General features: G+C 66.0%; 22 protein-coding genes, 1 tRNA gene and 1 pseudogene. 17 read left to right on the forward strand and 7 right to left on the reverse strand.

The annotated features are described in order from the left end of the window. Positions 1-121 precede the first annotated feature (121 nt). The 15 genes from QSK05_RS23790 (at position 122) to QSK05_RS23860 (ending at position 11,587) form a co-directional block, all read left to right on the forward strand. Complete coding sequence (locus QSK05_RS23790) at positions 122-283, forward strand: hypothetical protein (RefSeq protein ID WP_231481232.1); 162 nt, start codon at positions 122-124, stop codon at positions 281-283. A gap of 6 nt (positions 284-289) precedes the next feature. Continuing rightward, a complete protein-coding gene (nadD, locus tag QSK05_RS23795) occupies positions 290-904 on the forward strand; it encodes a nicotinate-nucleotide adenylyltransferase (protein ID WP_285599516.1) in 615 nt (204 codons plus the stop codon). Positions 905-937: 33 nt separating this feature from the next. Then, positions 938-1,387 (forward strand): ribosome silencing factor, encoded by a 450-nt coding sequence (rsfS, locus tag QSK05_RS23800; protein ID WP_285599517.1) that lies wholly within the window; start codon positions 938-940, stop codon positions 1,385-1,387. Further along, the gene (locus QSK05_RS23805) at positions 1,384-1,995 is read left to right on the forward strand and encodes a histidine phosphatase family protein (protein WP_285599518.1); all 612 of its coding nucleotides are present in this window, start codon (positions 1,384-1,386) and stop codon (positions 1,993-1,995) included. Before rsfS ends, QSK05_RS23805 begins: the two co-directional genes overlap by 4 nt. Positions 1,996-2,694: 699 nt before the next feature. Beyond that, positions 2,695-4,053, forward strand: a complete 1,359-nt coding sequence (locus QSK05_RS23810; RefSeq protein WP_285599519.1) for an MFS transporter — start codon at positions 2,695-2,697, stop codon at positions 4,051-4,053. A 14-nt stretch (positions 4,054-4,067) separates the two neighbouring features. Beyond that, the gene (locus tag QSK05_RS23815) at positions 4,068-4,901 is read left to right on the forward strand and encodes a class II aldolase/adducin family protein (RefSeq protein WP_285599520.1); all 834 of its coding nucleotides are present in this window, start codon (positions 4,068-4,070) and stop codon (positions 4,899-4,901) included. Between the two features lies 1 nt (position 4,902). Beyond that, positions 4,903-6,057, forward strand: a complete 1,155-nt coding sequence (bglB, locus tag QSK05_RS23820; protein ID WP_285599521.1) for a beta-galactosidase BglB — start codon at positions 4,903-4,905, stop codon at positions 6,055-6,057. A 16-nt stretch (positions 6,058-6,073) separates the two neighbouring features. Further along, on the forward strand, positions 6,074-6,919 hold the full coding sequence (locus tag QSK05_RS23825; RefSeq protein ID WP_285599522.1) for a fumarylacetoacetate hydrolase family protein: 846 nt from the start codon (positions 6,074-6,076) through the stop codon (positions 6,917-6,919). Beyond that, positions 6,916-7,680: a 2-dehydro-3-deoxy-D-gluconate 5-dehydrogenase KduD gene (gene kduD, locus QSK05_RS23830; protein WP_285599523.1), complete on the forward strand. Its 765-nt coding sequence runs from the start codon at positions 6,916-6,918 to the stop codon at positions 7,678-7,680. Before QSK05_RS23825 ends, kduD begins: the two co-directional genes overlap by 4 nt. Before the next feature lie 29 nt (positions 7,681-7,709). After that, the gene (kduI, locus tag QSK05_RS23835; RefSeq protein WP_285599524.1) at positions 7,710-8,528 is read left to right on the forward strand and encodes a 5-dehydro-4-deoxy-D-glucuronate isomerase; all 819 of its coding nucleotides are present in this window, start codon (positions 7,710-7,712) and stop codon (positions 8,526-8,528) included. Then, positions 8,528-9,160 (forward strand): bifunctional 4-hydroxy-2-oxoglutarate aldolase/2-dehydro-3-deoxy-phosphogluconate aldolase, encoded by a 633-nt coding sequence (eda, locus tag QSK05_RS23840; RefSeq protein ID WP_285599525.1) that lies wholly within the window; start codon positions 8,528-8,530, stop codon positions 9,158-9,160. The genes kduI and eda overlap by 1 nt, the downstream gene beginning before the upstream one ends. Before the next feature lie 28 nt (positions 9,161-9,188). Next, entirely contained in the window at positions 9,189-10,292 is a 1,104-nt protein-coding gene (locus QSK05_RS23845; protein ID WP_285599526.1) for a sugar kinase, read from the forward strand. 216 nt (positions 10,293-10,508) lie between these two features. Continuing rightward, positions 10,509-10,584, forward strand: a tRNA-Ala gene (locus tag QSK05_RS23850). A 115-nt stretch (positions 10,585-10,699) separates the two neighbouring features. Then, the gene (locus QSK05_RS23855; protein ID WP_285599527.1) at positions 10,700-10,966 is read left to right on the forward strand and encodes a hypothetical protein; all 267 of its coding nucleotides are present in this window, start codon (positions 10,700-10,702) and stop codon (positions 10,964-10,966) included. 117 nt (positions 10,967-11,083) lie between these two features. Next, a complete protein-coding gene (locus QSK05_RS23860) occupies positions 11,084-11,587 on the forward strand; it encodes a hypothetical protein (RefSeq protein ID WP_285599528.1) in 504 nt (167 codons plus the stop codon). On the opposite strand, the pseudogene QSK05_RS36450 reads toward QSK05_RS23860, so the two are convergent. The 6 genes and pseudogenes from QSK05_RS36450 to QSK05_RS23885 all read right to left on the reverse strand — a co-directional run. Then, a pseudogene (locus tag QSK05_RS36450) lies at positions 11,471-12,277 on the reverse strand (recombinase family protein); the annotation flags it as partial. The gene QSK05_RS23860 and the pseudogene QSK05_RS36450 overlap by 117 nt on opposite strands. 665 nt (positions 12,278-12,942) lie before the next feature. Next, positions 12,943-13,542, reverse strand: coding sequence for an ISAs1 family transposase (locus QSK05_RS23865; protein WP_285599529.1), 600 nt, complete (start codon positions 13,540-13,542; stop codon positions 12,943-12,945). 100 nt (positions 13,543-13,642) lie between these two features. Continuing rightward, entirely contained in the window at positions 13,643-13,996 is a 354-nt protein-coding gene (locus tag QSK05_RS23870; protein ID WP_352302375.1) for a transposase family protein, read from the reverse strand. A 1,014-nt stretch (positions 13,997-15,010) separates the two neighbouring features. After that, entirely contained in the window at positions 15,011-15,490 is a 480-nt protein-coding gene (locus tag QSK05_RS23875; RefSeq protein WP_285599530.1) for a hypothetical protein, read from the reverse strand. 359 nt (positions 15,491-15,849) lie between these two features. Beyond that, positions 15,850-20,199, reverse strand: a complete 4,350-nt coding sequence (locus QSK05_RS23880; RefSeq protein WP_285599531.1) for an RHS repeat-associated core domain-containing protein — start codon at positions 20,197-20,199, stop codon at positions 15,850-15,852. Between the two features lie 32 nt (positions 20,200-20,231). Beyond that, entirely contained in the window at positions 20,232-20,606 is a 375-nt protein-coding gene (locus QSK05_RS23885; protein WP_285599532.1) for a hypothetical protein, read from the reverse strand. 1,257 nt (positions 20,607-21,863) lie between these two features. On the opposite strand from QSK05_RS23885, the gene QSK05_RS23890 reads away from it, so the two are divergent. Together QSK05_RS23890 and QSK05_RS23895 are read left to right on the forward strand one after the other, a co-directional pair. Further along, complete coding sequence (locus QSK05_RS23890) at positions 21,864-22,760, forward strand: hypothetical protein (protein WP_285599533.1); 897 nt, start codon at positions 21,864-21,866, stop codon at positions 22,758-22,760. Then, on the forward strand, positions 22,757-23,146 hold the full coding sequence (locus tag QSK05_RS23895) for a GIY-YIG nuclease family protein (RefSeq protein ID WP_285599534.1): 390 nt from the start codon (positions 22,757-22,759) through the stop codon (positions 23,144-23,146). Before QSK05_RS23890 ends, QSK05_RS23895 begins: the two co-directional genes overlap by 4 nt. Positions 23,147-23,638: 492 nt before the next feature. On the opposite strand, the gene QSK05_RS23900 is transcribed toward QSK05_RS23895, so the two are convergent. After that, complete coding sequence (locus QSK05_RS23900; protein WP_285599535.1) at positions 23,639-24,070, reverse strand: sigma-70 RNA polymerase sigma factor region 4 domain-containing protein; 432 nt, start codon at positions 24,068-24,070, stop codon at positions 23,639-23,641. Positions 24,071-24,270: the final 200 nt, after the last annotated feature.

Consider the following 24,270-nt stretch of genomic DNA (forward strand, 5'->3'; position numbering starts at 1 on the left):
CGCTGTGGAGGAGCTGTCCGGACCGGAGGGGTGTGCGTGCCGCCCGGGGGGCGGCATGGCAGACTCGGCCCTGGCTCGGGGAGATCGACCCGGAGCACCCGTTCGATGAGAGGTTCCGACGATGACCGTCCCCGCCGCGTTCGTCTCAGCTGCCACTGAGGCCGCTGAGGAGCACATCGACCTGCCGCTGGACGCGTGGGTCTACCCGCTGATCGCCGGTGCCCTCTTCTTCACGCTCTTCCTGCTCACCTACTCGTTCCGGAACGTCGCGCGCAAGCACTGACCCCACATGAGTGAGTCGGCCGGTGACGCCGCCCCGCGGCGGCGCATCGGCGTGATGGGCGGCACCTTCGACCCGGTCCACCACGGTCACCTGGTGGCGGCGTCCGAGGTGGGAAGCCGGTTCGGGCTGGACGAGGTGGTCTTCGTGCCCACCGGCCAGCCCTGGCAGAAGGTCGCGGACCACCAGGTCAGCCCGGCGGAGCACCGCTACCTGATGACGGTGATCGCGACCGCCTCGAACCCGGGCTTCACGGTCAGCCGGGTCGACATCGACCGCGGTGGTGCCACCTACACCACCGACACGCTGCGCGACCTGGCCGCGCTGTACCCGGATGCCGACCTCTACTTCATTACCGGCGCCGACGCCCTGACGCAGATCCTGTCCTGGAAGAACCCGGACGAGCTGTTCCAGCTGGCCTACTTCATCGGGGTCACCCGGCCCGGTCACCGGCTCGACGGTTCCGGACTGCCCGCCGACCGCATCAGTCTGCTCGAGGTGCCCGCGCTGGCGATCTCGTCCACCGACTGCCGCGACCGCGTCGCCGCCGGACAACCCGTCTGGTACCTGGTGCCGGACGGCGTTGTGCAGTACATCAACAAGCACGGCCTCTACCGGCTGTGACAACAACCCTCGCGTTCATGAGAGGGTTTGGGCGTGACAGCGTCTGACCGTGCCATCGACCTCGCGACCCGCGCCGCCCTGGCGGCGTCGGAGAAGCTCGCTACCGACATCATCGCCATCGACGTCAGTGACCACCTGGTGATCACCGACACCTTCCTGGTGGCCTCGGCGGCGAACGACCGCCAGGTGAAGGGTGTCGTCGACGGTGTCGAGGAAGCGCTGCTGAAGGTCGGGGCCAAGCCGATCCGCCGTGAGGGTGAGCGCGACGGCCGCTGGGTGCTGCTGGACTTCGGCGACGTGGTCGTGCACGTGCAGCACGAGGAGGAGCGGGAGTTCTACTCGCTCGAGCGCCTCTGGAAGGACTGCCCGGTCATCGAGCTCCCGGAAGAGGTCAAGCGCTCGAACGACGAGGCCTCGGCCGGTTCGATCTCCCAGAGCTGGGCGCTGGAAGACGAGGACGACGCGCAGAAGGACGAGGCGTGACCGCTGACCGGGTGATCCTGGTCCGTCACGGCCGCACCACCTGGAACGCCACCGCGCGCTTCCAGGGTCAGACCGACATAGCTCTGGACGACGTGGGTGTGGGTCAGGCCCGGCGCACGGCCGACGCGCTCTACGACGAGCTGGTCGGCACGCAGGTGCGCATGGTCTCCTCCGACCTGTCGCGCGCCGCGCAGACCGCCCGCGCCCTGGCCACGAAGCTGCACGTCGAGGTCGATCTCGACCCCCGCCTGCGGGAGATCTCGGCCGGCGAGTGGGAGGGCCGCACCCGCGACGAGATCACCCAGGGCTGGCCGGAAGACTTCGAGGCCTGGCGGCTGGGCCGTGACGTGCGGCTGGGCGGCAACGGGGAGACCCGCAGCGAGGCCGCCGAGCGCTGCGCGTCTGCGATCATCGAGCACGAGAAGGCGATGGATCACGGCACGCTGATCTGCGTGGGCCACGGCGGTGCTCTGCGCGGGGCCATCTTCACCCTGCTCGGCACCCCCGACTGGCCCTGGAACGCTCTTGAGGGCCTGCGTAACGCGCACTGGGCCGAGCTGCAGAACGGCAACCGGGGCTGGCGGCTGAGCCGCTACAACGTTTCCTGAGCTGCTCCTCAGCTGTCGCCCGATCTGATCTCTTCGGCGAGAGATCAGATCGGTCTCTGGTGCGATGGGCGCGAGATAGTCGAGCGGGCGGACGCCGTGGGCGATGCCCCGGCAGCAAGGACGCCCGTGGCGGCGGGTTCGACCGGCGGGCGGCCGGGGCCGTCGAGCCGGTCCGGCCATGGTCCTGATGGCGGAAGAAGGTCGCCGCGCCAGGGAAGAACGGCCGCCTCGTCGCCGGCTTCCGAGGGCGCCCGGCACCCGGTCCTGGTGACCTCAGGCATCAATGACGGCTGAAGGTCCCATAGGAGTAGCCGCCTTCGAGAAGCCCCGGCAGACGCCGGGTCCGGGACGGTCCTGGGGCCCCGCGTCGCCGTCGGCGACGCGTGGCTTTCCGTGTTCGGCAATCGCAACCACGATATGAAACGATTCATTATTTGGATGTACCGATCCGGTCGCCTCCTCCCGGTCCCTGTCGAACGTCCTCTCGATCGGTCATCCACTGCCTCTTGAAACCCTTTCTTTGGTCGCCTTTCCCTGGGGTCGAAGGGTCGATATGGCGAAGATGCGGTCGCATTCATGGGTCGGCTGGCTCCTGGACGCCTTTTGAAACGTTCCAATACTCTGGTCAGGCTTTCTCCGCATCCACCATCCAGAGGGGCCACGCCGGTCCCTCGTCACTGACGACGAGGCGATGGACGAATGAGCAACAGAGCAGCCGAAGAGCCCGAGGGCGGCGGCGTCACCGAGTACAACCCGAAGGCTGCCGCGCTGAGCGGATGGATCGGAAGTGCTCTCGAGTACTACGATTTCGCGCTCTACTCACAGGCCGCGGCCCTGGTCTTCCCGACGATATTCTTCCCTTCCGGCAACTCGACGGTCGCGATCATCTCTTCGCTCGCCACCTATGCGGTGGGCTATGTCTCCCGCCCGATCGGTGCCGTCGTCCTCGGTGCCTGGGGCGACCGGCACGGCCGCAAGAACGTCCTCACCTTCGCCATGCTGCTGATGGGTGTCGCCACTCTCGCGGTCGGTCTGCTGCCCACCTACGCACAGGTCGGGGTGCTCGCCCCGATCATGCTCGTCGTCCTGCGCGTGGTGCAGGGTTTCGCGGTCGCGGGCGAGCTCGGTGGGGCCACCGCGATGATCGTCGAGCACAGTCCCGACTCCCAGCGTGGCTTCTTCGCCAGCTTCAGCCTGCAGGGCACCCAGGTCGGCTCGATCCTGGCCACCGGAATCATGCTGCCGATGGCCACCTTTCTCGATGACGCGCATTTCGAGAGCTGGGGCTGGCGGGTGCCGTTCCTGCTCAGCTCCGTCGTGATCGTGGCCGGCTGGATCATCCGCCGGAAGGTGCAGGAACCGCCGGTGTTCCTGGAGCAGTCGAACCAGGACAGCCGGTTCCCGGCCGTCGAGCTGCTACGTGACCACCTGGGTCTCACCATCCGCTGCATCATCATGACCTTCACCAACGTGGTCGGCATGACGGTCCTGGTGTTCGGCATCTCGTACGCCACCCAGGACGGCTACGGCAACGGCTTCTCCAAGGACACCACTCTCTGGGTGACCCTCGTGGCGAACCTGACCGCAGTGTTGACCATTCCGTTGTTCGGGGCCCTGTCCGACCGGATCGGCCGGCGGATTCTCATGGTGGGTGGTGGGCTCTCGGCGGGCCTCTTCTCCGGGCTGTACCTGTGGTCGGTCTCGCAGGGCCGCCTGGCACTCGTCTTCCTGGCCGCCATCGTCGTCCACGGCTGCCTGTTCCAGATGTGGAACGCCACCTACGCCGCGTTCTTCCAGGAGCACTTCCCGACCCGGATCCGCGTCACCGGTTTCGCCCTGTCGCAGAACATCGGCCTCATGCTCGCGGCGTTCTTCCCGAGCATCTTCACCGCCATCGCGCCTCCCGGGGCCTCACACATCCCGCTGATCATCGGCCTGACCACCTTCGGCATCTGCGTGGCCGGGGCCGTCGCCGCCCTGCTGACCGGGGAGACCCGGGGGGCTTGCCTGGCCGACCTCGACTCCTCGCCGCAGGTAGTCCTTTCCGAGACCCGCTGAAAGAGAGAACCGTCATGTCCGCGGAAGAGCTCCACGAAGAACGCCCCACCCTCGACCAGCTGCTGATCTCCATGGGAGTGGCGGGGGCCCGGATCTGCGAGATCGACGCATCCGAGGCCGGCGCCGGCAACATCTCCCTGTACCTCGGCTGGGACCTTGACCTTGGCGAGCGCTTCCCGGTGGCCGAGGAGATCGTGCTGCCGGTCCCCGCACCGGCCCTGGCCGGGCACACGGTGCTCTCCACCGGTTCCGGGCGGCGCCTGCGCCAGATCAAGGACGACCCCGAGGCCGCCATCGGTGCCGTGCGGGTGCACCCGGGTGGGGAGAAGGCCACGCTGCTCACCTCGCCGCGCCGTCAGTTCGAGCGCCTCACCTCGGAATTCAACTCGCACCTGGCCGTGCACCAGGACCAGGTCGATCGGCGCGGGCTGAGCTTCCAGGCCCTCGTGCACGCCCAGCCGCCGCACCTGACCTACCTGTCGCACATTGCGGACTACCGCAGCACCGCCGCGATGAACGAGCGGATCCTGCGCTGGGAACCGGAGGCGATCGTCTCGCTCCCGGCCGGCATCGGGGTGCTGGAATTCATGATCCCGGGGTCGGACGAGCTGCAGGCGGCCAACGTCGCCGGGCTGCGCCGGCACGAGATCGTGCTGTGGTCCAAGCACGGCACCATGTCCCGCTCCGACCTGTCCGTCACCCGCGCCGTCGACCGGGTGGAGTACGCCGAGACCGGTGCCAAGTACGAGTACCTGGACCTCGCCGCCGGTGGTCGTGCGGAAGGCCTGAGCCGCGCACAGATCGCGGCCGTGGCGGCGGAGTTCGGTATCGAATCGCCCTGGATCTGAGATGCCCACCGATACCGGGTACAAGGTCTGGCCGGTCGCCCACAGCGCGCTGCTGCGGGCACCGGAGCGCTTCATCGCCCACGAGGACCTGAAGGAGCTCGTGCGCCGGCTCACCGGCAACCTGGTGAACATCGCCGACGAGACCGGGGAGTTCCTGCTCCGGCTCGACGACGGCCGGGTGATCGACACCAAGGGCTGGGACGGCTGGGAATGGACGCACGGCATCGGTCTCTACGGCATCTGGCAGTACTACGACCAGACCGGCGAGAGCGCGATGCGCGACATCGTCGATTCCTGGTTCGCCGCCCGGCTGGCCGAGGGCACGGTCAAGAACGTCAACACGATGGCGCCGTTCCTCACCCTCGCCCATCGGTACGAGGAGACCGGCGACCGCACCCTGCTGCCCTGGCTGGAGTCGTGGGCGGAATGGGCGATGCGGGCCATGCCCCGCACCCCGCACGGTGGCATGCAGCACATCACGCTGGCGCAGGAGAACCACCATCAGCTGTGGGACGACACCCTGATGATGACGGTGCTGCCGCTGACCAAGATCGGGCTGCTGCTCGACCGTCCGGAGTACGTGCAGGAGGCCACGTTCCAGTTCCTCACCCACGTGGCCTACCTGATGGACCGCGAGAGCGGCCTGTGGTTCCACGGGTGGACGTTCGAGGGGCACCACAACTTCGCCAAGGCCCGCTGGGCACGGGGGAACTCGTGGCTGACCATGGTGATTCCCGACTTCCTCGACCTGACCGGCCTGCCGGCCGGCGACCCGGTGCGCCGGTTCCTGGTCGAGGTGCTCGAGGCCCAGGTGGCGACGCTGGCGCGACTGCAGGATCCGTCGGGGCTCTGGCACACCCTGCTCGACGACCCGGATTCCTACCTGGAGGCGTCGGCGACCGCCGGGTTCGCCTACGGAATCCTCAAGGGCGTGCGGAAGGGCTACCTGCCCGGGACGTACGCGCAGACGGCCGAGAAGGCGGTGCGGGCCGTCATCGGCAACATCTCCACCGACGGTGAGCTGCAACAGGTCTCGTTCGGCACCGGGATGGGTCCGGACCTGGATTTCTACCGGGAGATCCCCCGGACCTCGATGCCGTACGGGCAGGCCATGGCGATTCTCTGCCTGGCCGAGTACCTGCGCACCTACTACTGATCCGGGCGGGGAGACGATGAGGCTGATCAGTTTCGAGGCCGACGGCCGGGAACAGCCGGGTGCGGTGGTGACCGGGCCGGACGGCACGGACCGGGTGGTGGCGCTCGGCGACCTGAGCCTGGCCCAGATCCTCGAGCACGGGCCCCGGATCGCGGCGGCTGCCGGCAGCGCGGACATCACCGCGCTGCCGACGCTGACGGAGGTGAAGCTGGCCCCACCGGTGCGCCCGGGGAAGATTCTCTGCCTGGGGTACAACTACGCCGGGCACACCCAGGAACAGGCTCCACCCTTCCCGAACGTGTTCATCAAGACGCCGAACACGATCTGCGGTCCGGGGGACGCGGTGGTCATGCCGCCCTCCTGCACCGACGTCGATTACGAGGGCGAGATCGCCGTCGTCATCGGCACCCGGGCGAGCCGCGTCCCGCAGGCCGGCGCCATGGCCCACGTCGCCGGGTACACGCTGTTCAACGACGTGTCCGACCGTGGATGGCAGCACCGCACCGACCAGTGGGCGCTGGGCAAGAGCGCCGACGGGTTCGGCCCGCTCGGCCCGTGGATCGTCACCACCGACGAGGTGACCGGTCTGGGCGGCCGTACGGTCGAGGTGGAGCGCAACGGCGTCGTGACGGTCAGCGCCAGCACCGACGCGATGGTCTACGACGTCGCCTTCCTCGTGCACTACCTGTCCCAGATCATCACCCTCGAGCCCGGGGACATCATCTCGACGGGAACCCCGGGCCGGTTTCCGCAGGCCCAGGCCGCGCACACCCCGCTCACCCCCGGAGACACCGTGACGATCCGCGTCACCGGTCTCGGCGAGCTCACCACCCCTTTCGTCTCGATGGAGGAAAACCGATGATCCTGGACTCGTTCCGGCTGGACGGAAAGGTCGCCCTGGTGACGGGCTCGTCGCGAGGGCTGGGTCAGGGGGCCGCGCTCGCACTGGCCGAGGCCGGCGCCGACGTGGCCCTGCTCGATCACGTCGCGGCCAAGGAGACGGCCGGGAAGATCGAGGCTCTCGGCCGACGGGCCCAGATCCTCGAGCAGGATCTGATCAAGGCCACACCGGCCGAGCTCGACGCCTGCGTGCAGGCCGTGGTCGACACCCTGGGCCGCGTCGACATCCTGGTCAACAACGCCGGGATCATCCGGCGCGCACCGCTTCTCGAGCACACCGCCGCGGACTGGGACGACGTGCTGGCGATCAACCTGGACGCGGTGTTCCACCTGTCGCAGGCCGTGGCCCGTCGCTACGTCACCCAGGGCGGCGGCAAGATCATCAACATCGCGTCGATGCTCTCGTTCCAGGGCGGCATCCTGGTGCCGGGTTACGCGGCCAGCAAGCACGCCGTCGCCGGGATCACCAAGTCGTTCGCGAACGAGCTGGCCCAGCACGGCATCAACGTCAACGCGATTGCCCCCGGCTACATGGCCACCGACAACACGGCTCAGATCCGGGCCGACGAGGCCCGCGAGAAGTCGATCCTGGCCCGCATCCCGGCCGGTCGCTGGGGCACCGCGGGCGATCTGCAGGGGCCGTTCGTCTTCCTCGCCTCACCTGCGTCCGACTACCTGAACGGCGCGATCATCCCCGTCGACGGCGGCTGGCTCGTCCGCTGAAAAGCTTTTTCAAGCAAGGAGAAACAACCATGGAACAGCGATACGCGACCAGTCCCGACCAGCTGCCCTCGTTCGGCACGCAGGAGCTGCGCAGCCGCTTCCTCGTCGAGAAGGTCTTCGTCGAGGGCGAGGTGAACGTCGTCTACACGCACCACGACCGCATCGTGCTCGGTGGTGCGGTGCCGGCCGGCCGGCCGCTGCCGTTGCCGTCCTTCGAGGAGCTGCGGGCGGAGTACTTCCTGCAGAACCGCGAACTCGGCATCGTCAACGTGGGCGGTCCCGGCACGGTCACCGCGGACGGCGAGACCTACACCCTGCCCCAGGGCGCCTGCCTGTACCTCGGCAAGGGCACCCGAGAGGTGGTGTTCGACGGGCAGGACGCCCAGTTCTACCTGTTCAGCGCCCCCGCCCACACCACCTACCCGGCACAGCTGGTGGGCAAGGGCGAGGGCACCGTACGGGAGCTCGGCGACCAGGTCACCAGCAACCGGCGCACCCTGAACCAGTACATCCACGAGAACGGCATCCGCTCCTGCCAGATCGTCATGGGAGTGACCGAGCTGCACCCCGGCTCGATGTGGAACACCATGCCCGCGCACACCCACGACCGGCGCACCGAGTGCTACCTGTACTTCGACCTGCCGCAGGACGCGCGAGTCGTGCACCTGCACGGTGAGCCCACGCAGACCCGGCACCTGGTGGTCGCCGACCGCCAGGCCGTGATCTCACCGTCCTGGTCGGTGCACTCCGGGGTCGGCACGGCGGCCTACTCGTTCGTGTGGGCGATGGCGGGGGAGAACCAGTCGTTCGACGACATGGACCCCGCCCCGGTGACGGGACTGCTCTGATGACCGTCCTGGACCAGCTGGCGGCGCATCGGCTGGTACCCGTCGTGGTGATCGACGATGCCGACCGGGCCGGAGTGCTCGCACAGGCCCTCGTCGACGGCGGTCTGCCGGTCGCGGAGGTGACCTTTCGCACCGCCGCGGCCGCCGACGCGATTCGGGTGATGGCCGATCGGGGAGACGTCCTGGTCGGCGCCGGCACGGTGCTGACTCCCGCGCAGGTGGACCAGGCCGTCGCGGCCGGTGCCGCCTACCTGGTCTCACCCGGCACCAACCGCGCGGTCGTCGAACGGGCCCGGGAACACGGTGTCCCGACCCTGCCCGGCGCGGTCACGGCCACCGAGGTGCAGGCCGCCCTGGAACTCGGGATCGAGACGGTGAAGTTCTTCCCGGCGGCCACGTCCGGCGGGGCCCGGGCCATCTCGGCGCTCGCCGCGCCCTTCTCGGGGGTGCGGTTCGTGCCGACCGGTGGCATCGGCGCGGGCAACCTGGCGGACTATCTGGCGCTGCCGTGTGTCGCGGCAGTGGGCGGCTCCTGGATGGTGCCCCGCGAGCTCGTGAGACACGGCGACGCCGCCGGGATCCGCGACCTCGTCGCCGAAGCCGTCCGGCTCGCCCGGGCCCTTCGTCCGTAGTTCCCGACCGCATCCGAGAGGACTTCCGATGCCCACCCTGACCATCCGACCGGCCTCCGAGACCCGTTACGATGCAGTATCTCTCGGTGAGATCATGCTGCGCCTCGACCCGGGGGAGGGGCGGATCCGCACCAGCCGCACCTTCTGTGCCCGGGAGGGCGGCGGTGAGTACAACGTCGCGCGAGGGCTGCGCCGGGCGTTCGGTCTGCGCACCGCCGTGGTCACCGCCCTGGCGGACAACGAGATCGGGCGCCTGGTCGAGGATCTGGTGCTGCAGGGCGGGGTGGACACCAGCCTGATCACCTGGGTGCCCTACGACGGCATCGGCCGGGAGGTCCGCAACGGCCTGAACTTCACCGAGCGTGGCTTCGGGGTTCGCGGTGCCGTCGGCGTCTCCGACCGGGGGCTGAGCGCGGCGAGCCAGTTACGGCCCGGCGACGTGGACTGGGACCATCTCTTCGGCGAGCTGGGCGTGCGCTGGTTCCACACCGGCGGGATCTACGCGGCGCTGTCCGACAATGCGGCGCAGACCGTGCTGACAGCCGTCCGGGCGGCCCGCCGGCACGGCACGGTGGTCTCCTACGACCTCAACTACCGCCCCAGCCTGTGGCGGGCCATCGGGGGTCAGGAACGGGCCCGTGAGGTCAACCGGGAGATCGCGCCGTACGTCGACGTCATGATCGGTAACGAGGAGGACTTCACCGCCTCCCTGGGCTTCCAGGTCGAGGGGGTGGACGAGGACCTCTCCGCCCTCGAGGTCGGGGCCTTCGCCGCGATGATCGATCAGGTGGCCGTCGCCTATCCGAACTTCCGGGTGATCGCGACCACTCTGCGCACGGTGCGCTCGGCCACCGTCAACGACTGGGGCGCCATCGCCTGGTCGCGCAAGGAGGGACTGGTCCAGGCCACCCACCGCCCGGGCCTGGAGATCCTCGACCGGGTCGGGGGCGGCGACTCCTTCGCCTCGGGCCTGGCCTTCGGCCTGCTCGAAGGGCAGCCGCTGAGCACGGCCGTCGAGTACGGGGCCGCTCACGGGGCCCTGGCGATGACGACCCCCGGCGACACATCGATGGCCACGAAGGCCGATGTGCTCAAGCTGGCGGCCGGCGGCGGTGCCCGCGTGGACCGCTGAAGACCTCCGTCGGCCAGGACGGAGATGACGGTGGTCCGGGTTCGGTGTCTCGTCCGTGCCCGGGCCGCCGTCGGCCTGCATCGGCCTGCATCGGCCTGGATCAGCCTGGATCGGCACGCCCGGGAGATTTCGATTTGTAGTTGCCCCCCGGTCTTGCGATAAAGTTTCATCACGCCGAACGAGGGGCCCGCTTCACGCGGAACCTGCTCGCGTGGCGGGGCTGTAGCGCAGCTGGTAGCGCACCTCCATGGCATGGAGGGGGTCAGGGGTTCGAATCCCCTCAGCTCCACCAGAGGAGCCTTATTCGAACATGTGTCGTGCTCCATGCGGCCAGCGGAGAAGGCGACAGAGGGACCGTCGATGACGGTCCCTCTGTCTCGTTTGGAGGATTTGCTGGCCTGCTCGGGGTGAGCGGCGGTCATGAGGTCGTGGACAGGATCTGTGTAGTTCTGTCCGGCGATGGTGACGTCGGGGTCTTCGGGGTCGAGGTCGACGAGCAGCTGTTCGAAGACGGCCTGGTTGAGCTGGCGCTTGCCACTACGGGGGAGCCGTCGGTAGAGCTCGTCAGGGCGCTCGAGCAGGTCGAGCTGGGTGTTGAGGACGTCGGCGCCCTGTTGAAGGCGTTCGCCGGTGTCTTCGAGCCGGGCTTTGAGCTCCTGGCGGCGGCTGTGTAGTTCGGTGATCCGGGTGCGGATGCGGGCGTTGTTGCTGGTGTCGGTTGCGTTGGCGGCCAGGTCGATGAGGTTTTCTTCCTGACGGTCGATGCGGGCCAGTTCGGTGGTGAGTTGTTCGTGGAGGAGGTGCCGGCTGGTGGCCTCCTCGCGGAGGACGTCCTTGAGGTCGGCTCGGACCTGGGCAATGAAGGTCTGGGGGAGGCGCTGGGTGCGCCAGAAGGCGGTGATGGCGTCTTCGACGAGGTGGGCGGCGAGGTGGGGGAGGTCGCATCCCTTGCCGCGGCGGATGCACTTGAAGTAGTCGTAGGTGGCGCCGGATGGGTTGGTGGCCTCGGTGTAGATCAGGCGGGTCTGGGTGCCGCGGGCATGGCATCGGGCGCAGCTGAGGCTGCCCTTGAGAAAGTGGTGGAGGGTGCGGCGGCGTTCACCTGCGGTGCTGTGGGTAGCGAGGGCGGTCTGGACCTTGGCGAAGAGCTCGGGGCTGACCAGGGGTTCATGGCGGCCGGGGTACTGGGCGCCGTCCGCAGTGACGACCCCGAGGTAGTAAGGGTCGCTGAGCATCTTGTGGATCTTGGAGTCGGAGACCGGTCCGGCGGGGTAGCGGCCGGGGCGGGTGCGTAGCCCGCGGGCTGTGAGTTCGTCGGCGAGGGCTTGCAGGCCGTAGGTGCCGGTGGAGTAGAGCTCGAAGCCGAGCTTGATCAGGGGCGCGCGTTCGGGGTCGAGGGCAACGGTGCGGACCTCACGTCCTTCGAAGCGTTCCCGGACGTTGAGATAGCCCAAGGGCGCCTTGCCGAGGGTTCCTCCGCTGGTCGCTTTCTGGCGCATCTTGTATCTGATGTCGGCGCCGTCTTCGGCGGATCGGTACTCGTTGAAGGCGGCGAGGATGCCGTGCATCAGTTGCCCGACCGGGGTCTCGTCGATGCTCTCGGTCGCGGAGATCAGCGTGGCCTTGTACTTGCGCAGCGACGCGAGGACGAGGGCATCGTCGACTCGGTTGCGGTTCATCCGCGACAGCTTGTAGACGATGACGTAGGTTACGTCCTTCTGGGTGCGGATCCGCTCGAGCATCTCCTGGAAGGCGGGCCGCTTGTCCATCGTGGTGGCCGTCTTGCCGGGCTCGATGTACGTCTCGACCACGCGAGCGCCCAACTGGGCGGCCTTCTGCAGGCATGCTTTGCGCTGGGCCGGGATCGAGATGCCCTCTGGATCGAAGTCGGTGGCTACCTGCCCCTTGGTGCTCACCCGGAGGTAGAGGACTGCAGTGGGCTCACTTGGACTTATTGGGCTTTGCGGATTGTCCATAGCGCTCATTCGATACCCCCTATAGGAAAACGGGTTTCAGAAATATTCTACCGGATATGGGCCACGGGCGGTCCGTGGTCATAGGACGGTGGTCCTGCCGGTTAGCGCCTGAATGGCCACTGATTGAAAGGCTAATTGGCATTCGCTGCATCTGGTTTCGGTGGCTTCGATCCCTGGTGCTGTGCTTCTTCGGACTCCTCGTGAGAGTGTTCTCGGCTGAATGGCTTTGTGTGGTCGGGGTTCTGTTCTGCCACTTCTCGGAGCGCCAGGATGACGCGGCGGGCATCGAGTTTTCTTCTGTAGATGGCTTCGATCCGAACTCTTTTCGCCATGAGACCTCCCGAGGGAGCTTCGGCGACGCCGGGATAGCGCCCGGGCAGGGCGTAGAGAGCTCAAGGAGAACTCTTCGTGGTTCAAAGTCCTGCGGGCAAGGGCATCGCGGTCTAGGAATATGAACACCTTGGACTCCTTGTTCTGTGTGGGGGATTCGTTCGATGGCAAAATGGAACGAGTCAGTGCTGGCCGCTTCAGCGGCCAGCACTGACGAAAACCTTTCTTCTAGAGGTGGCGTGGGTCATCCCAGCATTGGGTCAGTAATCGTCCTCGTCCCAGTACTCGCCGGCGTCGTAGTGGGACCAGTCAGCAGGTGGGATAGGTGGGTAACTAGGGCCCCGTCAAAGTCCCTTTTCGCTGGTCAGGAGCATGATGGTCTTGCCTGGATGACGGGCGTGGTGTCGTAGGGCTGCGGCGATGTTGATGGTGGGGTCATGCAGTCGGTGCAGGCTAATGGCGGTTGAGCGCAGGGTGGCCATGACGCGGGTCGCTGATCCGGTGCGGATCTGGCTGCGGTCCTCCTCGAACGTCACGTCCCTCACCCAGTGAAGACGGTTCTCGATGCACCAATAATGCTGAACCCAGCCGGCCAGAACATCAGCGGGTGCTTCACGGTGACCGGCAGAGGTGATCACGTAGACGATCTCCACGGTCTTCTTCATCCGGCCAGGCATTTTCGGGTTCAGTCGGGTGGTCGTGCGACGGATCTTGGCGATCTGGGTCGCGCCGGAGAACTCGATCCAGGCCGGGACGGTCGTGACCTTGATGGCCCGGTGAGCGCGCCAGCCGTGATCGGCCTGAACTTGTTCCTGGGTGGGAATGTGTTTCCAGGGCAGCTGTTTGCAGGCCTGGAAAAGGTTCTTCTGGTTTGCTTTCATGGTCAGGACGTAGTCGGCGCCTGCAGCGACGATCTGGGCGGCGGTCTCGGTCTGGGTGTGCATCGAGAGTGACGACTGCTCCGGTCGGCATCCCGGCGTTCTCGAGTGTGTTCAGGAGTGTTCGGGCCGCGGGGATTTCGTTGCTGCGTGCCTCGACGCTGACCTACCCCAGCATCGCCCCGGCCTGGTGATCGAGCGCAGCGACCAGATGCGGGGCCGTGGCGCCGGTGCCGGTGTGGGTTCGAGCGCCACGGACGGTCTTGCCGTCGATCGCGATCACCCGGCGTCTGCCCGAGTTCGCGATCCGCGTGTGAAAATACGCACCCAGTAACGCATCCAGATCATCGGCGTCAGCGGCGGTGATGATGCGCCGGAACGTGGCCTCCGACGGCGACCGGGTCAGGCCCAGTTGCCCGAGCAGATCGGGATCAATCTCGGCCGACCACTGCGCGATCGCTGCGAACGAACGGGCCCCGGTCAACGTCGCCGACAGCCCGGCGGCCAGGACCCCGGCCACTCGATGCCGAACTCCACGACACGCTCTGGGGTCGCTGACCTGCGCGAACACCTCCATCAGAGTCTGAGGGGCAGGAATCGCAACGGTCATGGCAGCAGCAACAGCGGCAGTACGAGAGGATGACATCGACGGGCCAGGCCTTGGCTTGGACGGATCAAGATGTAGGAACCTCCATCAAAGCCACCCAGGCCTCATCCGTCACCTATCGGACAGCCCGAGTCGCCGTCCAAAACCCCAGCTCAAGCCCGCATCAGTCGACTTGATGGCACCCTGGGTTGATGCCCAGTCAGAAATGTCGATCGATCCTATTAACTCTGCTCTGAAACCTTCAATATGGCTGCTTCAGGAAATCGCTGACGGGCGTCGTTGTTTCATGCCCAGAGAGACGTCGACGAAGTCAAACTTCATAAGGGTATGGCGCCCGGAGATTACACGAGAACTATACCCTTATGCGGTGGTCAGGGCTTACCTGGAAACGTTTATTTGATCGCTACGAATCAATCGAGCGAATCCCGTCAGCTGTTTCTCTTGGACCGACGTTTGAGGAAGACCGTGACCAGCAAGTAGACAGCAAAGACAACGCACCCCCCCCGGAACTGCAGCAAGTGGCACCAGTAATCGCTCGCGGATACGGGCGCCCCCACCTCCGTATCTGAAGCGGAGACGGGGGCGCTGTTCACGGTGCCGTCCTTGACTATTTCTTCAACGCCTCACTGTTCCGGTGGGTCCGCTGAAGCATGGGTGGCCAAGAAAAACTAAACGGTTGCGGCAATCTTGAGCAGTGTTATCTGCTGCTCTTCGTCTTACCTCTACCGTAGGCTACTCGGTAGATGATCAGACCGACGAAAATCGCGAAGATGATGAGACTCAGTGATTTGAACGACACTAAACTTTGGTCGTCCATGAGCAGTAACACCACGCCAATGACGGCTCCGAGGAAGCCGTAGCTCAGCCAGCCGAACCATCTGAAACGGACAAATGGCGAGGATGATTGGTCCATACCCGATCGTACCATCAGGAAAAGAGACCCTTCGCTCCGCCGATGATTACGCCCGCGATTGCAAAGTGGGTGCCGACAGTTCCCCCGACTGAGAGGCAGCCGGGAATGGCACCCGCTCCAACGCCTAAGATGCCTCCTCCGATTGCACCGGTGGTGCACCCTAGTGCTGCCCCGGCAGCGAACCCGTCGTCGGGGTCGCGGACGGTCCAGGTCGTGGTGTCACCGGTCTTGGACCATGCGGGTGCAGGTGAGAACGGTGAGGCCATGAAGCTGGTGGTGCCGGAGGTTAGGCGGTTTCCGTTGCCGGTGGCGGCGTAGGTCTGGTCGACCTTCGGAGCGCCGGTGGGGGTGAAGCTGGTGGCCTGGTCGCGGTCACCGTAGGTGGTGGTGCGCCCGGTCGCGGACTTGGCAGTGGTCTCGTTGCCGTTGGCGTCGTAGGCGAAACCGGTCCCGGCCAGGAGAGCATCGTCGCAGTTCAGGCGGGACACTCGCACCTATTTCAGGCGTTAATCACGCACCCGATCGGTGGATCAGGGCTGAATAAGCCTCACGATGGGCAACGATTAGTTCAGGGTGGTGACGGTGGTAATAACTGGCCCGCGAAGCGCCGCCCCGGTGGGGCGGCGCTTCGTCCCAGGCGTAACATCCTGGGCATTCAGCTAGAGGCGGTTTCTATACGCCGCCTCTCTCGCCTGGTAGAGAAAACCCAGCGCCAAGAGCAGCATCATTCCCCCGAAGATCCACTTAGCCGGCCCGCTATCCAATGTTAAAGCGAACAGGAACCCGGAGAAAGTAATGATCGTCGCCAACGACAGGACGATGGTTTTTTTGTCATTGTACCCTCTCGATGGATTTAGCACTCCTCGATGAAAGTGCAGCCAATAGCCAGAGCGGTGCCACCTACCGAGATCTGCAACCCGAAACCGACAACGAGAGCTGCTGCGATTCCTGCTGCGGGTGCAAGAGTGACAAGGCTGTAGATCGCAAACCCGGTGGCCAGAACGCCAAAGCTAATGCCGATGACCTCTGATGCTGTGGAGGCACCTGTGGGATCCGAACTCGTGACCGGACTACCCTTCGCGTAGAGGTAGGGGTGATCTTCCTGGTTAGTTGGATCTGTTTGCGTGAAGCGGCCATGGACGGGGTCATAAAAGCGAATTCCCAGCTTGACCAGTCCGGTACTGCCCTCGGTGTATCCGCCACCGAACCGATACGGCTGTACGAGCGATCCGGTAGTAGCGGTGGTGGCCCCATACGCGGAGTACGTGTACGCCACTTCGGGCGTGGTTCCCGTTGCGGTGACCATGGCGCGCACGTTGTCCAGGTTATCCGTGAACGGGTAGTACTCGCTCGCCGAGGTGGCAGAGGTCCCGATGCGGATGGCCAGGAGCTGGCCCTGGGGATCGCGGACGGTCCAGGTGGTGGTGGTACCGGTCTTGGACCATGCGGGTGCGGGTGAGAACGGTGAGGCCATGAAGCTGGTGGCGCCGGAGGTCAGGCGGTTGCCGTTGCCGGAGGCGGCGTAGGTCTGGTCAGTCTTGGTGCCGCCGGTGGGGGTGAAGCTGGTGGCCTGGTCGCGGTCACCGTAGGTAGTAGTGCGGCCGGTCGCACTCTTGGCGGTGGTTTCGTTCCCGTTGGCGTCGTAGGTGAACCCGGTCCCGGCAATGGTGTCGCCGGTAGGAGTCTTGCCGGTAGCGTCGGTGAGCTGGTTGGCGGTGTTGTAGGTGTAGCTGGCGGCCGGGCTGGCGGTGGAGCAGGTGGCGCCGGCAGCGGTGTAGTACTTGGTGCGGTTCCCGGCTGCGGTGTAGCAGAACGCCTCGTACGTGCTGGCGGTCCCACCGGCCGTGGGGGCGGTGGAGGCCACCGTCAGGCGGTTCTGGCTGTCGTGGGTGTAGGTCGTCTTCTTGCTGGTGAGGGCGTCGGTGACGGAGGTGACCAGTCCGGTGTCGGTGCTGGTCCCGTCGGTCTTGGTGTCGATGTAGGAGTAGGTCAGGTCCAGGCGAGTGGCCGCAGCCGCGCCGGCCTTGGCGACGATCTTTTTGATCCGCCCGGAGTCATCCAGGGTGTTGGTCTGGACGTTCGTGCCGCCGGGGTACTTAGTCCCGGTACGGCGCCCGTCGTCATCGACCTGCAGCAGGATGCACTTGCTGGCAGCCGTGCCGGGTGAGGCATAGGTCAGGCCGGTGCAGGTGCCGCCGGGCAACTGGACAGAAGTGAGCTGGTCAGCGTCGTTGTACCCGTAAGCGACGGTGCCGCCGTTGTCGTCGTACACCTTGAGGTTGGAGGCCTTGTCATAGGTCAGGGACGCGGTGCCCTCAGGAGCGGTGGTGGCCGTCAAGCGGCCCAGGTCGTCGCGGCCATAGTTCGTGACCCGGCTCGCGGTGGCGCCGGTGGCCGGGTACTCGGTCATCGAGCGCAGCCAGCCGTTATTAATACCGGTGGTACCACCGCCGAAGTACGAGGACTCGATGGATCCGTCGGCGTGCTGGACGTAGGTGACGCGGTCCATGGCGTCGTAGCCGTAGTACGTCTGCTGGCCCTTGCCGTCGGTCAGGGTCTGCAGCCGCGAGAGGCTGTCGTAGGTGTACGTCTGGTTGGCCAATGATCCGCCCGTGGGCGGGATCATCGTGACCTGCTCGCCCTTGTCGTTGTACCGGTAAGCCGTACGGTGCGCTCCCGTGGCTGCCCGGGACGTGCCCTTGGCGTACTCGGCATCCCGGACCTCGCACAGCGCACCGGACTTCGTCGCGGCCGGCGTGGTGCCGGGACCGCAGTGCACCACATCGCCGTACAAGGGATCGGTGTCACCCTCGTAGACGCTGACCGTGGTGGCGCTCTCGGTCTTGGTGCTGTTGGTCTTCTTCTCGCTGGTCGGGTTGTGCGCGGTGTTGTACGTGTACTCGGTGGCGTTGCCCTTGGAGTCGGTGCTCGTCTTCAGGTCGTACGTCTCGGCCCCGGTGCCGTAGCCGAGGGTGTACCCGGCGCCGGTCGGGGTCTTGGTGGACGTCATCCGGTAGGTGTCACCGGCAGTGTCGGCCTCGAATGTGTTGGTACTGGTCTGCGAACCGCCACCTGTGGCCCCGGTGGTGGAGGCGACGTCGTCGTTGGGTGAGTATGTCTTGGCCTCGCTCTTGCCCAGGGCATTCTTGGTCGAGGAGACCAGACCGCGGCCGTTGGCCGTGTATTCGGTCGTGTGACCGTTGGGGTCGGTGACCGTGTTCTTGATGGTGGGCTTGCCGTCGGCGTTGCGGGTGAACGTTCCGTAGTCGAACGTCCAGACCGAGTCCCCGGCAGCAGCAGAGTTCTTCCGCTTCAGCTGCGTGATCCGGCCCCTGCCGTCGTATGTCATCTCGGTGCGCAGGTTCTCCGGTGTCACGACCGCGGTGACCCGGTGCGCGGCGTCGTACTCGTACGCCACGGTGCCGCCGGCGGCGTCGGTGATGGAGTCCAGCTGGTTGTCCGAGCCGTTGTAGATGACCTGACGGCCCGAGGAATCGGTGATGAAGTCGTTGAAGTACCCCGAGAAGTTCGTCACCTCCAGGTTCCGGCCCCGCGTGTCGGTGACCGAGCGCAGGATCAGCGTGCCATCGATCTGCGACCGCGCCGAGGCGTCGTAGTTGAAGGTGATCTTGTTGCCGTTCTTGTCGGCCACCGACTCCAGACCATAGATCTGGTCCGCAGTGGTGCCGATGTTCTTGAACCGCTCGACCGTCTGAGATTTGCGGTCGGTCAGCTCGTAGTGACTGGTGTCAGGAACCGAAAGGTCCTTGTCCAGGCCCATCGGCCGGATCCAGCGGGTGTTGACGGCCTGGTTACGCAGGTAGGTGTGCTGGGCGCCGGCGCCGTCGCGGTAGAACATCGTCTGCGCCGCGCCCGTGGTGCCACCGGCGTAGGGCCACAGGCGGGTCCCGGTCAGCGAGGACGTCCATCCGTAGCCGTTGACACCGATCCCGTCGGTGTCCAGCGACTGGGACGTGTGGGCCACGTTCAGGTCGATCCCGGAACCGGTGATCGACAGTTCCTTCGTGGTCAGCGTGGCGTTACCGGTGGCCGGGTTGATGCTGATGCTGGTGCGGTCGGACAGCTGCTCGGTCACGATCGCGGTGTTGCCCTTACGCACACCGGTACGCGGCTCCCACTCCACATACATCGAGGGCGGAACGCTCGACTGCGCCGAACTGAACCGCAGCAGCCCGCCGTCATCGCTCTTGGCCTGCTTGCTCAGGATGAAACCGTTGTACTTCGAACCGCCTTCGGTCCATTCCTGCACCAGACGCGAAACGTCGAAGTACTGGGAGGTCCCGTTGGGCGTCAGCGCCTTGCGCTCATACACATCCGCGGAGGCGTCACCGCCACCACCGGCCGTGCTCCACTTCGCCGAGCCATTGCGGGTGGCCCACGTCGCCGACGTCGTAAACGCACTGGTGAGCGCCCGAACATCAACCGTGCTGGCCGCGTAGGCAGAATCGTTGACCACGAACAGGTTCAGACGCGCGGTCGCGATCTGCGCATCAGCCGGAACCACGTCCAGGAGCTGGTCGAAACGCACCAGCGCCCGCCGCTCGTTGCCCGAGTCAGCCGTCCACTGCGTCAGGATCTCCGAGCCCGAGCACAACGGGCCCTCAGCCTCGGGCCGGTTGGACTGCAGCGTGCACGCCGCCATCGGCGCCCCGACCCCGATCGTCGGGTCGATCGCCACCGGCCACGCCCGGTCCTTGGCCGCCAGCCACTCCCGATCCGGGGTCAGCGTCAACGTCCACGAATCACCGCCGGAGTCCTTGCTCACCAGCGTCGTGATCGCCGTTGAGGGCTCACCGTGGGCATCGTTCATGACCGGACGCGGGATCTCGAACGCGACCTTGCCATCAGCGCCCAGGACGTCAACCGCCCCGAACTCCTTGACCTTCAGCGTCATCCCGGCGCCGGTCTTCACCGTGAAACTCAGCGAACCACCCGGCAGAGCATCCACATCAGCCAGCGAACCCACGTACGCGGTCTCCTTGACCGCATCCCCCATGGCTACATAGGAGAAGTCGACACCCGGGAGCGCATCGGCATAGGAGGCCTCGGCCTTCTTCACCGTCGCGGCCTGGTCGGACACCTTCGGAGCATCCGGCAGCTCGGTCGCTGCTGCGCCACGCTGCGCAGGAGTAGTTTCCAGGTCCTCCACCGGGGTCTTGTCCGGCGCCAACTCCAAGGACACAAACGCGTCCTTGTCGCTGCCGTCCACGATCTTTACCGGCTCCACCAGTGACTTCGGCAGCTCCAGGGCGTAGTCGTTCGCCCCGTTCGTCCACCCACCGCTGGCTTGTCAGCCTTCAGCGTGTTGTCGATCGGCTGCCAGTCACCGCCAGCGTTCTGGAAGTTGATCGGCGCGGCCGACAACTGCGTCACGCGGGTGCCCGTCACCGGATCCGCGAACGTGCGCGACATCCGCGTCCGGTCACCCACCAGTTCCTGCTTGCCTGTGTCGGGTTTGGCGGCAGAAAGTGCCTTGGCCTTCAGCTTTGCCTCATCGGCAGAGCTCATCGGCGTGTAGGACGTCGGTGGCTTGGAGGGCCGCTGGTCTGCGGCAGCCGATGTTGCGGCAGAGGAGTTGGTGGCTGCCATGGCGCTTTGCACTGGCACCAGCGAGCAAGCCACCGCGACGCCGACGCCGGCTGCCATGAATGTCAACGGCCGAGGGCCCAGGGCGCCACCGCCCGGGGAAGGTTCTCTGGGCGTGGACGCCTTCACTACCGACCCGTCCACAACACGGACACGCAGTAAACGGAAAAAGGCATGGTGCGACCATCTGAGCATGCAGGATCCCTTGTGAGGAATGGGGTTCGGGACCGGATGGGCCCCTGTAACAAGCCCTCACAGTCTGCACATAGAAATGGTACGAAAGGCTTCATCCCACCAAATCGGTGGGTGAAGTACCCCATATGGCACGGCAGTGGACTTGATCTTGCTTCTCTGGCAATGGTTTCGTCGAGGGCGCACACAGGGTTGCTGCAGCGTCCAAAAATCTGATATTGGGGGTTCTGTCGGGTCTGAACGGGAGGCTTGAGAACCTCCGGCGTACCGAACGTGCGGCAGTTCTGGGGCCTGCTGGTACGGCAACCTCTGGGGCAGCCCGCATGGGCATCTTCGGGCGGTCCCGGCGCCGACTACTTGGGCGCTGAACCATGGTGAGCAGCGAACCAGCAATGACCATGCGAGCTGCGGCTTAGTCCTTGGCGTTGCTACCTGTCGATAGAGTTCTGTATCTCCACCCCGCCTCCCTGGGCTGCTCGGCGTGCGCCGCCGCCCTTCGCAGGTGCGAGGAGTCCGAGTTATGCGCCAAATACCCGCCGCGGACTTTGGCGCCCCGGTCCAGTGGCGAGAGCAGCTAGTCATAGTCCGGCAACTATCGTTGCAGCAGAACCGCTCTCGCCGGGATGTGGGCTGGAAGCATAGTCTGGCAGTAGGCGCCTTTCACCGCAGCGGAAGTGGTCTTCTGGGTGCGGTCGACGCGTGACAGGAAAGGGGCTGCCGTGACGGGTGACTGTCCGGCTAGTTTGGAGGACGCTCCCGCGTATGGGGCGCGGAACGTTCGCATCGTGACGGCCGGAACTAGGGTAGGCGTTCCCTGGTCCGATGAACTGCGGTGACCTTGCTTGTCCGGTGCTGCTGGGTTGGCGGGGTCGTGTCGTCGGGAGCGTGGCGTTGCCGTCCAGACTGATCCCACGAATCTTCGCCATGAGCATCGCTTTCTGTTCCGCAACGGCACGGCGGTCAGATCTGGGCAACAGGGAAAGGGCCGACCGCTCACGCAGCCGGCCCTTTCGTCTACCTCCTGGAACGGGTCTCCCTTCTCATGGTCTGTTCTACACCGAGCACCTGATGACGCTGATCGACCTGCCCTGGCGCTACGCCAAGGTCGCCAACCGTCAGCAGGCGACCCGGGCCTGGGGCAACGGCGGTCCGATCCCGCACGAGGCAATCGGCTTGAACTGGGAACCGGTCGCAACGGACGACTTCACGACCCTGGTGCCCAAGGCCATGGCCGGGGACGACCACGCGCGCTTCACACTGCAGGTGGCCGGTGGCATCGCGCTGGTCGCCGACAAGGTCCTGATGTCCAACACTGGTAGCGCCTTCGACTCCGGGCAGGCGCCGTTCCGCTCGAACGTCAACGACGTGGTGGCCGAGCTGGGCAGGGCCAGCAACGAGGCGGGCCTGTGGCAGCTGGCTCGGGCCGCGAACGCGTTCCGGGCTGACCGGCGCGCGAGCAACTCCTTCACCCGGCAGGAAGTTCTGCGGACCCCGCCCGGCCCGGACAACTACACCGTCCCCCAGGTCAAGCGGAGTAGGCCGTCCGAGCTCGTGCTCGACAACGCTCAGCAGCCGGTCGCGCTGACCCCATTCGAGCTGCTCTACACCTCCAACCCTCAGCGCGCCGAGGACGAGAAGGCCAAGAAGGACAAGACGACCAAGCAGCCGAAGCCGGCTGAGACCACTGCGGCGAAGGTCCGGCGACTGCGGGCCTCGCTCGCACAGCAGGTGCGGGGCTCCCAGGAAGACCTCAGGGCGCTCATCGCGCTGGGCGCCGATCCCACTGTCCAGCCGGTCCTGGGCGACCACGAGCTGTGGCAGGGCCTGATGTCCGCCGTCCAGGAGATCATGGGGCAGCTGTACGTGGCCCAGCCGCCGGCCCCGTCCCTGATCGACTTCGACGAGGACGAGCCCGAGGAACTCGATGACTTCGACGAGGACGCCGCCGAGGGGAACGTCGAATGATCCTCAAAGCTGAGCATCCCCTGGCGTTCAGCTGGCGCGCGCTGCTGGAGGTGGCGGGGGAAGACTTGCACCCCGAGGCCAAGCCATGGCAGCTGTACCCGATCGGGCTCGCGCCCCAAGCGCTCGTGAATGTGCCGCACACCAGCATGCCGCTCATCTACGCGGTGCCGGGCAACGGCTGGACCTACGTCGGGCAGACCCGACAGACACTGCGCGCCCGGCTGGCCGGGCACCTGCGCAACCCGCTCAAGGCCAGGACGTGGGCCGCCATCATGGTCGTCGAGCTGCAGCCCGACATCAGCGCCGCACGCCTGGACGAGCTGGAGTCCAGCGGGCACCATCTCCTGCGCCCACGCACAGGGGAGCGGTGGCCCCTCGTCAGCTGAGTTCACGCCTCAAGCGGACCACCAAGCTGAGCTCTGAAGACGGCCGAAAGCGAAACGGTTCAGCCAGACACGAAAACACCCGGTCGGCTACCGGGAAGGCTGTCGAGGGACCAGCACTCGAAGAGCCCTCGCCCGCTCTCCCCGAGCGGGCGAGGGCCCCTTTGCCGTGTGGCATGAGAAGGTTCGGGGCACACAAGCATTTACTGAGTCGATCACTTGTGGCCAATTCAGAGGCGAAATCCACGTGTGCGGCTCCCGGTGAGCGGTCACTCAGCCGCAACCGACTCACCAGGCAGCAGAGGCGGCCGCCCGCACTCTGCTCGAGGCGCTCGTGGGCCGAATGGGGGACGACGCCGCGGTAAAATCCCAGGCGGCAGAGGCTTTTAGCGTCACCGAGTGATCGCCAGCAGAAGAGCTGCAATGGTTGCCCGTCCCTCGAACGGAGTGAACCTCCAACAGATGCAGCCAGGCTGGCGTTCCTACGGCCTGTTGCTATCGGACTCGGCCGTGGCTGTCTCGCATCGTCAGCCCCATCCGGGTGAGGCCAGACCAGATGGTCTTGGAGTCGACGCCGAATCGGTCCGCAACGCGGGCCAGAGACTCACCGCTTGTGTAAAGGCGCGCCGCTTCGTGGAGAGCGCCGTCGCTCAAGCCCTGGCGTCGCATGGCGACCCCGCTGCGCTGCAAGTGTTGAGAAACGGTCACTCGGTGGATGCCGAACTGCTGGGCGAGCTCGTACGTCGTCTGCCCCTGCTGGTAGCCGTCCACAAGTACGCGGACCTGCTCGGCGTTGAGCCGCCTCAGCGGCGGCTTCGGGCTGGGCAGTAGCTCAACGTCAACTTCGTTACTCTGAGATAGGTGGCCGATACGTTGCACCCCTTCTGACCAGGGCACAAAGTTCGAATAACGTCCCAGCAGGTCCACTTGAGGGACACCTTAGGTGCCCTGTTCAAGTCCGTCGATCAGGATCTGACCTGCGGTGTTTGATTCTGTCAGATGTTGAATGGGCCCGAACTCGGGTTCGGGTTCCGGCGGCTCGGTCTGAGCAGTTCTGTCGGGTCCGCTGTCAGAAAATCTGCTCGTTCGGCCTGACAAAACCCGGTTCTCGGTGATGGGCGGAGCCT

Source organism: Kineosporia sp. NBRC 101731, from assembly GCF_030269305.1.
GTDB lineage: Bacteria > Actinomycetota > Actinomycetes > Actinomycetales > Kineosporiaceae > Kineosporia.

Excerpts from the sequence above, each read along its gene's own strand:
- QSK05_RS23790 (WP_231481232.1), top strand. The coding sequence starts at position 122 with ATGACCGTCCCCGCCGCGTTCGTCTCAGCTGCCACTGAGGCCGCTGAG.
- nadD (WP_285599516.1), top strand. The coding sequence starts at position 290 with ATGAGTGAGTCGGCCGGTGACGCCGCCCCGCGGCGGCGCATCGGCGTG.
- QSK05_RS23810 (WP_285599519.1), top strand. The coding sequence starts at position 2,695 with ATGAGCAACAGAGCAGCCGAAGAGCCCGAGGGCGGCGGCGTCACCGAG.
- QSK05_RS23815 (WP_285599520.1), top strand. The coding sequence starts at position 4,068 with ATGTCCGCGGAAGAGCTCCACGAAGAACGCCCCACCCTCGACCAGCTG.
- bglB (WP_285599521.1), top strand. The coding sequence starts at position 4,903 with ATGCCCACCGATACCGGGTACAAGGTCTGGCCGGTCGCCCACAGCGCG.
- QSK05_RS23825 (WP_285599522.1), top strand. The coding sequence starts at position 6,074 with ATGAGGCTGATCAGTTTCGAGGCCGACGGCCGGGAACAGCCGGGTGCG.
- kduD (WP_285599523.1), top strand. The coding sequence starts at position 6,916 with ATGATCCTGGACTCGTTCCGGCTGGACGGAAAGGTCGCCCTGGTGACG.
- kduI (WP_285599524.1), top strand. The coding sequence starts at position 7,710 with ATGGAACAGCGATACGCGACCAGTCCCGACCAGCTGCCCTCGTTCGGC.
- eda (WP_285599525.1), top strand. The coding sequence starts at position 8,528 with ATGACCGTCCTGGACCAGCTGGCGGCGCATCGGCTGGTACCCGTCGTG.
- QSK05_RS23845 (WP_285599526.1), top strand. The coding sequence starts at position 9,189 with ATGCCCACCCTGACCATCCGACCGGCCTCCGAGACCCGTTACGATGCA.
- QSK05_RS23865 (WP_285599529.1), bottom strand. The coding sequence starts at position 13,542 with ATGCACACCCAGACCGAGACCGCCGCCCAGATCGTCGCTGCAGGCGCC.
- QSK05_RS23885 (WP_285599532.1), bottom strand. The coding sequence starts at position 20,606 with ATGGCAGCCACCAACTCCTCTGCCGCAACATCGGCTGCCGCAGACCAG.
- QSK05_RS23890 (WP_285599533.1), top strand. The coding sequence starts at position 21,864 with ATGACGCTGATCGACCTGCCCTGGCGCTACGCCAAGGTCGCCAACCGT.
- QSK05_RS23895 (WP_285599534.1), top strand. The coding sequence starts at position 22,757 with ATGATCCTCAAAGCTGAGCATCCCCTGGCGTTCAGCTGGCGCGCGCTG.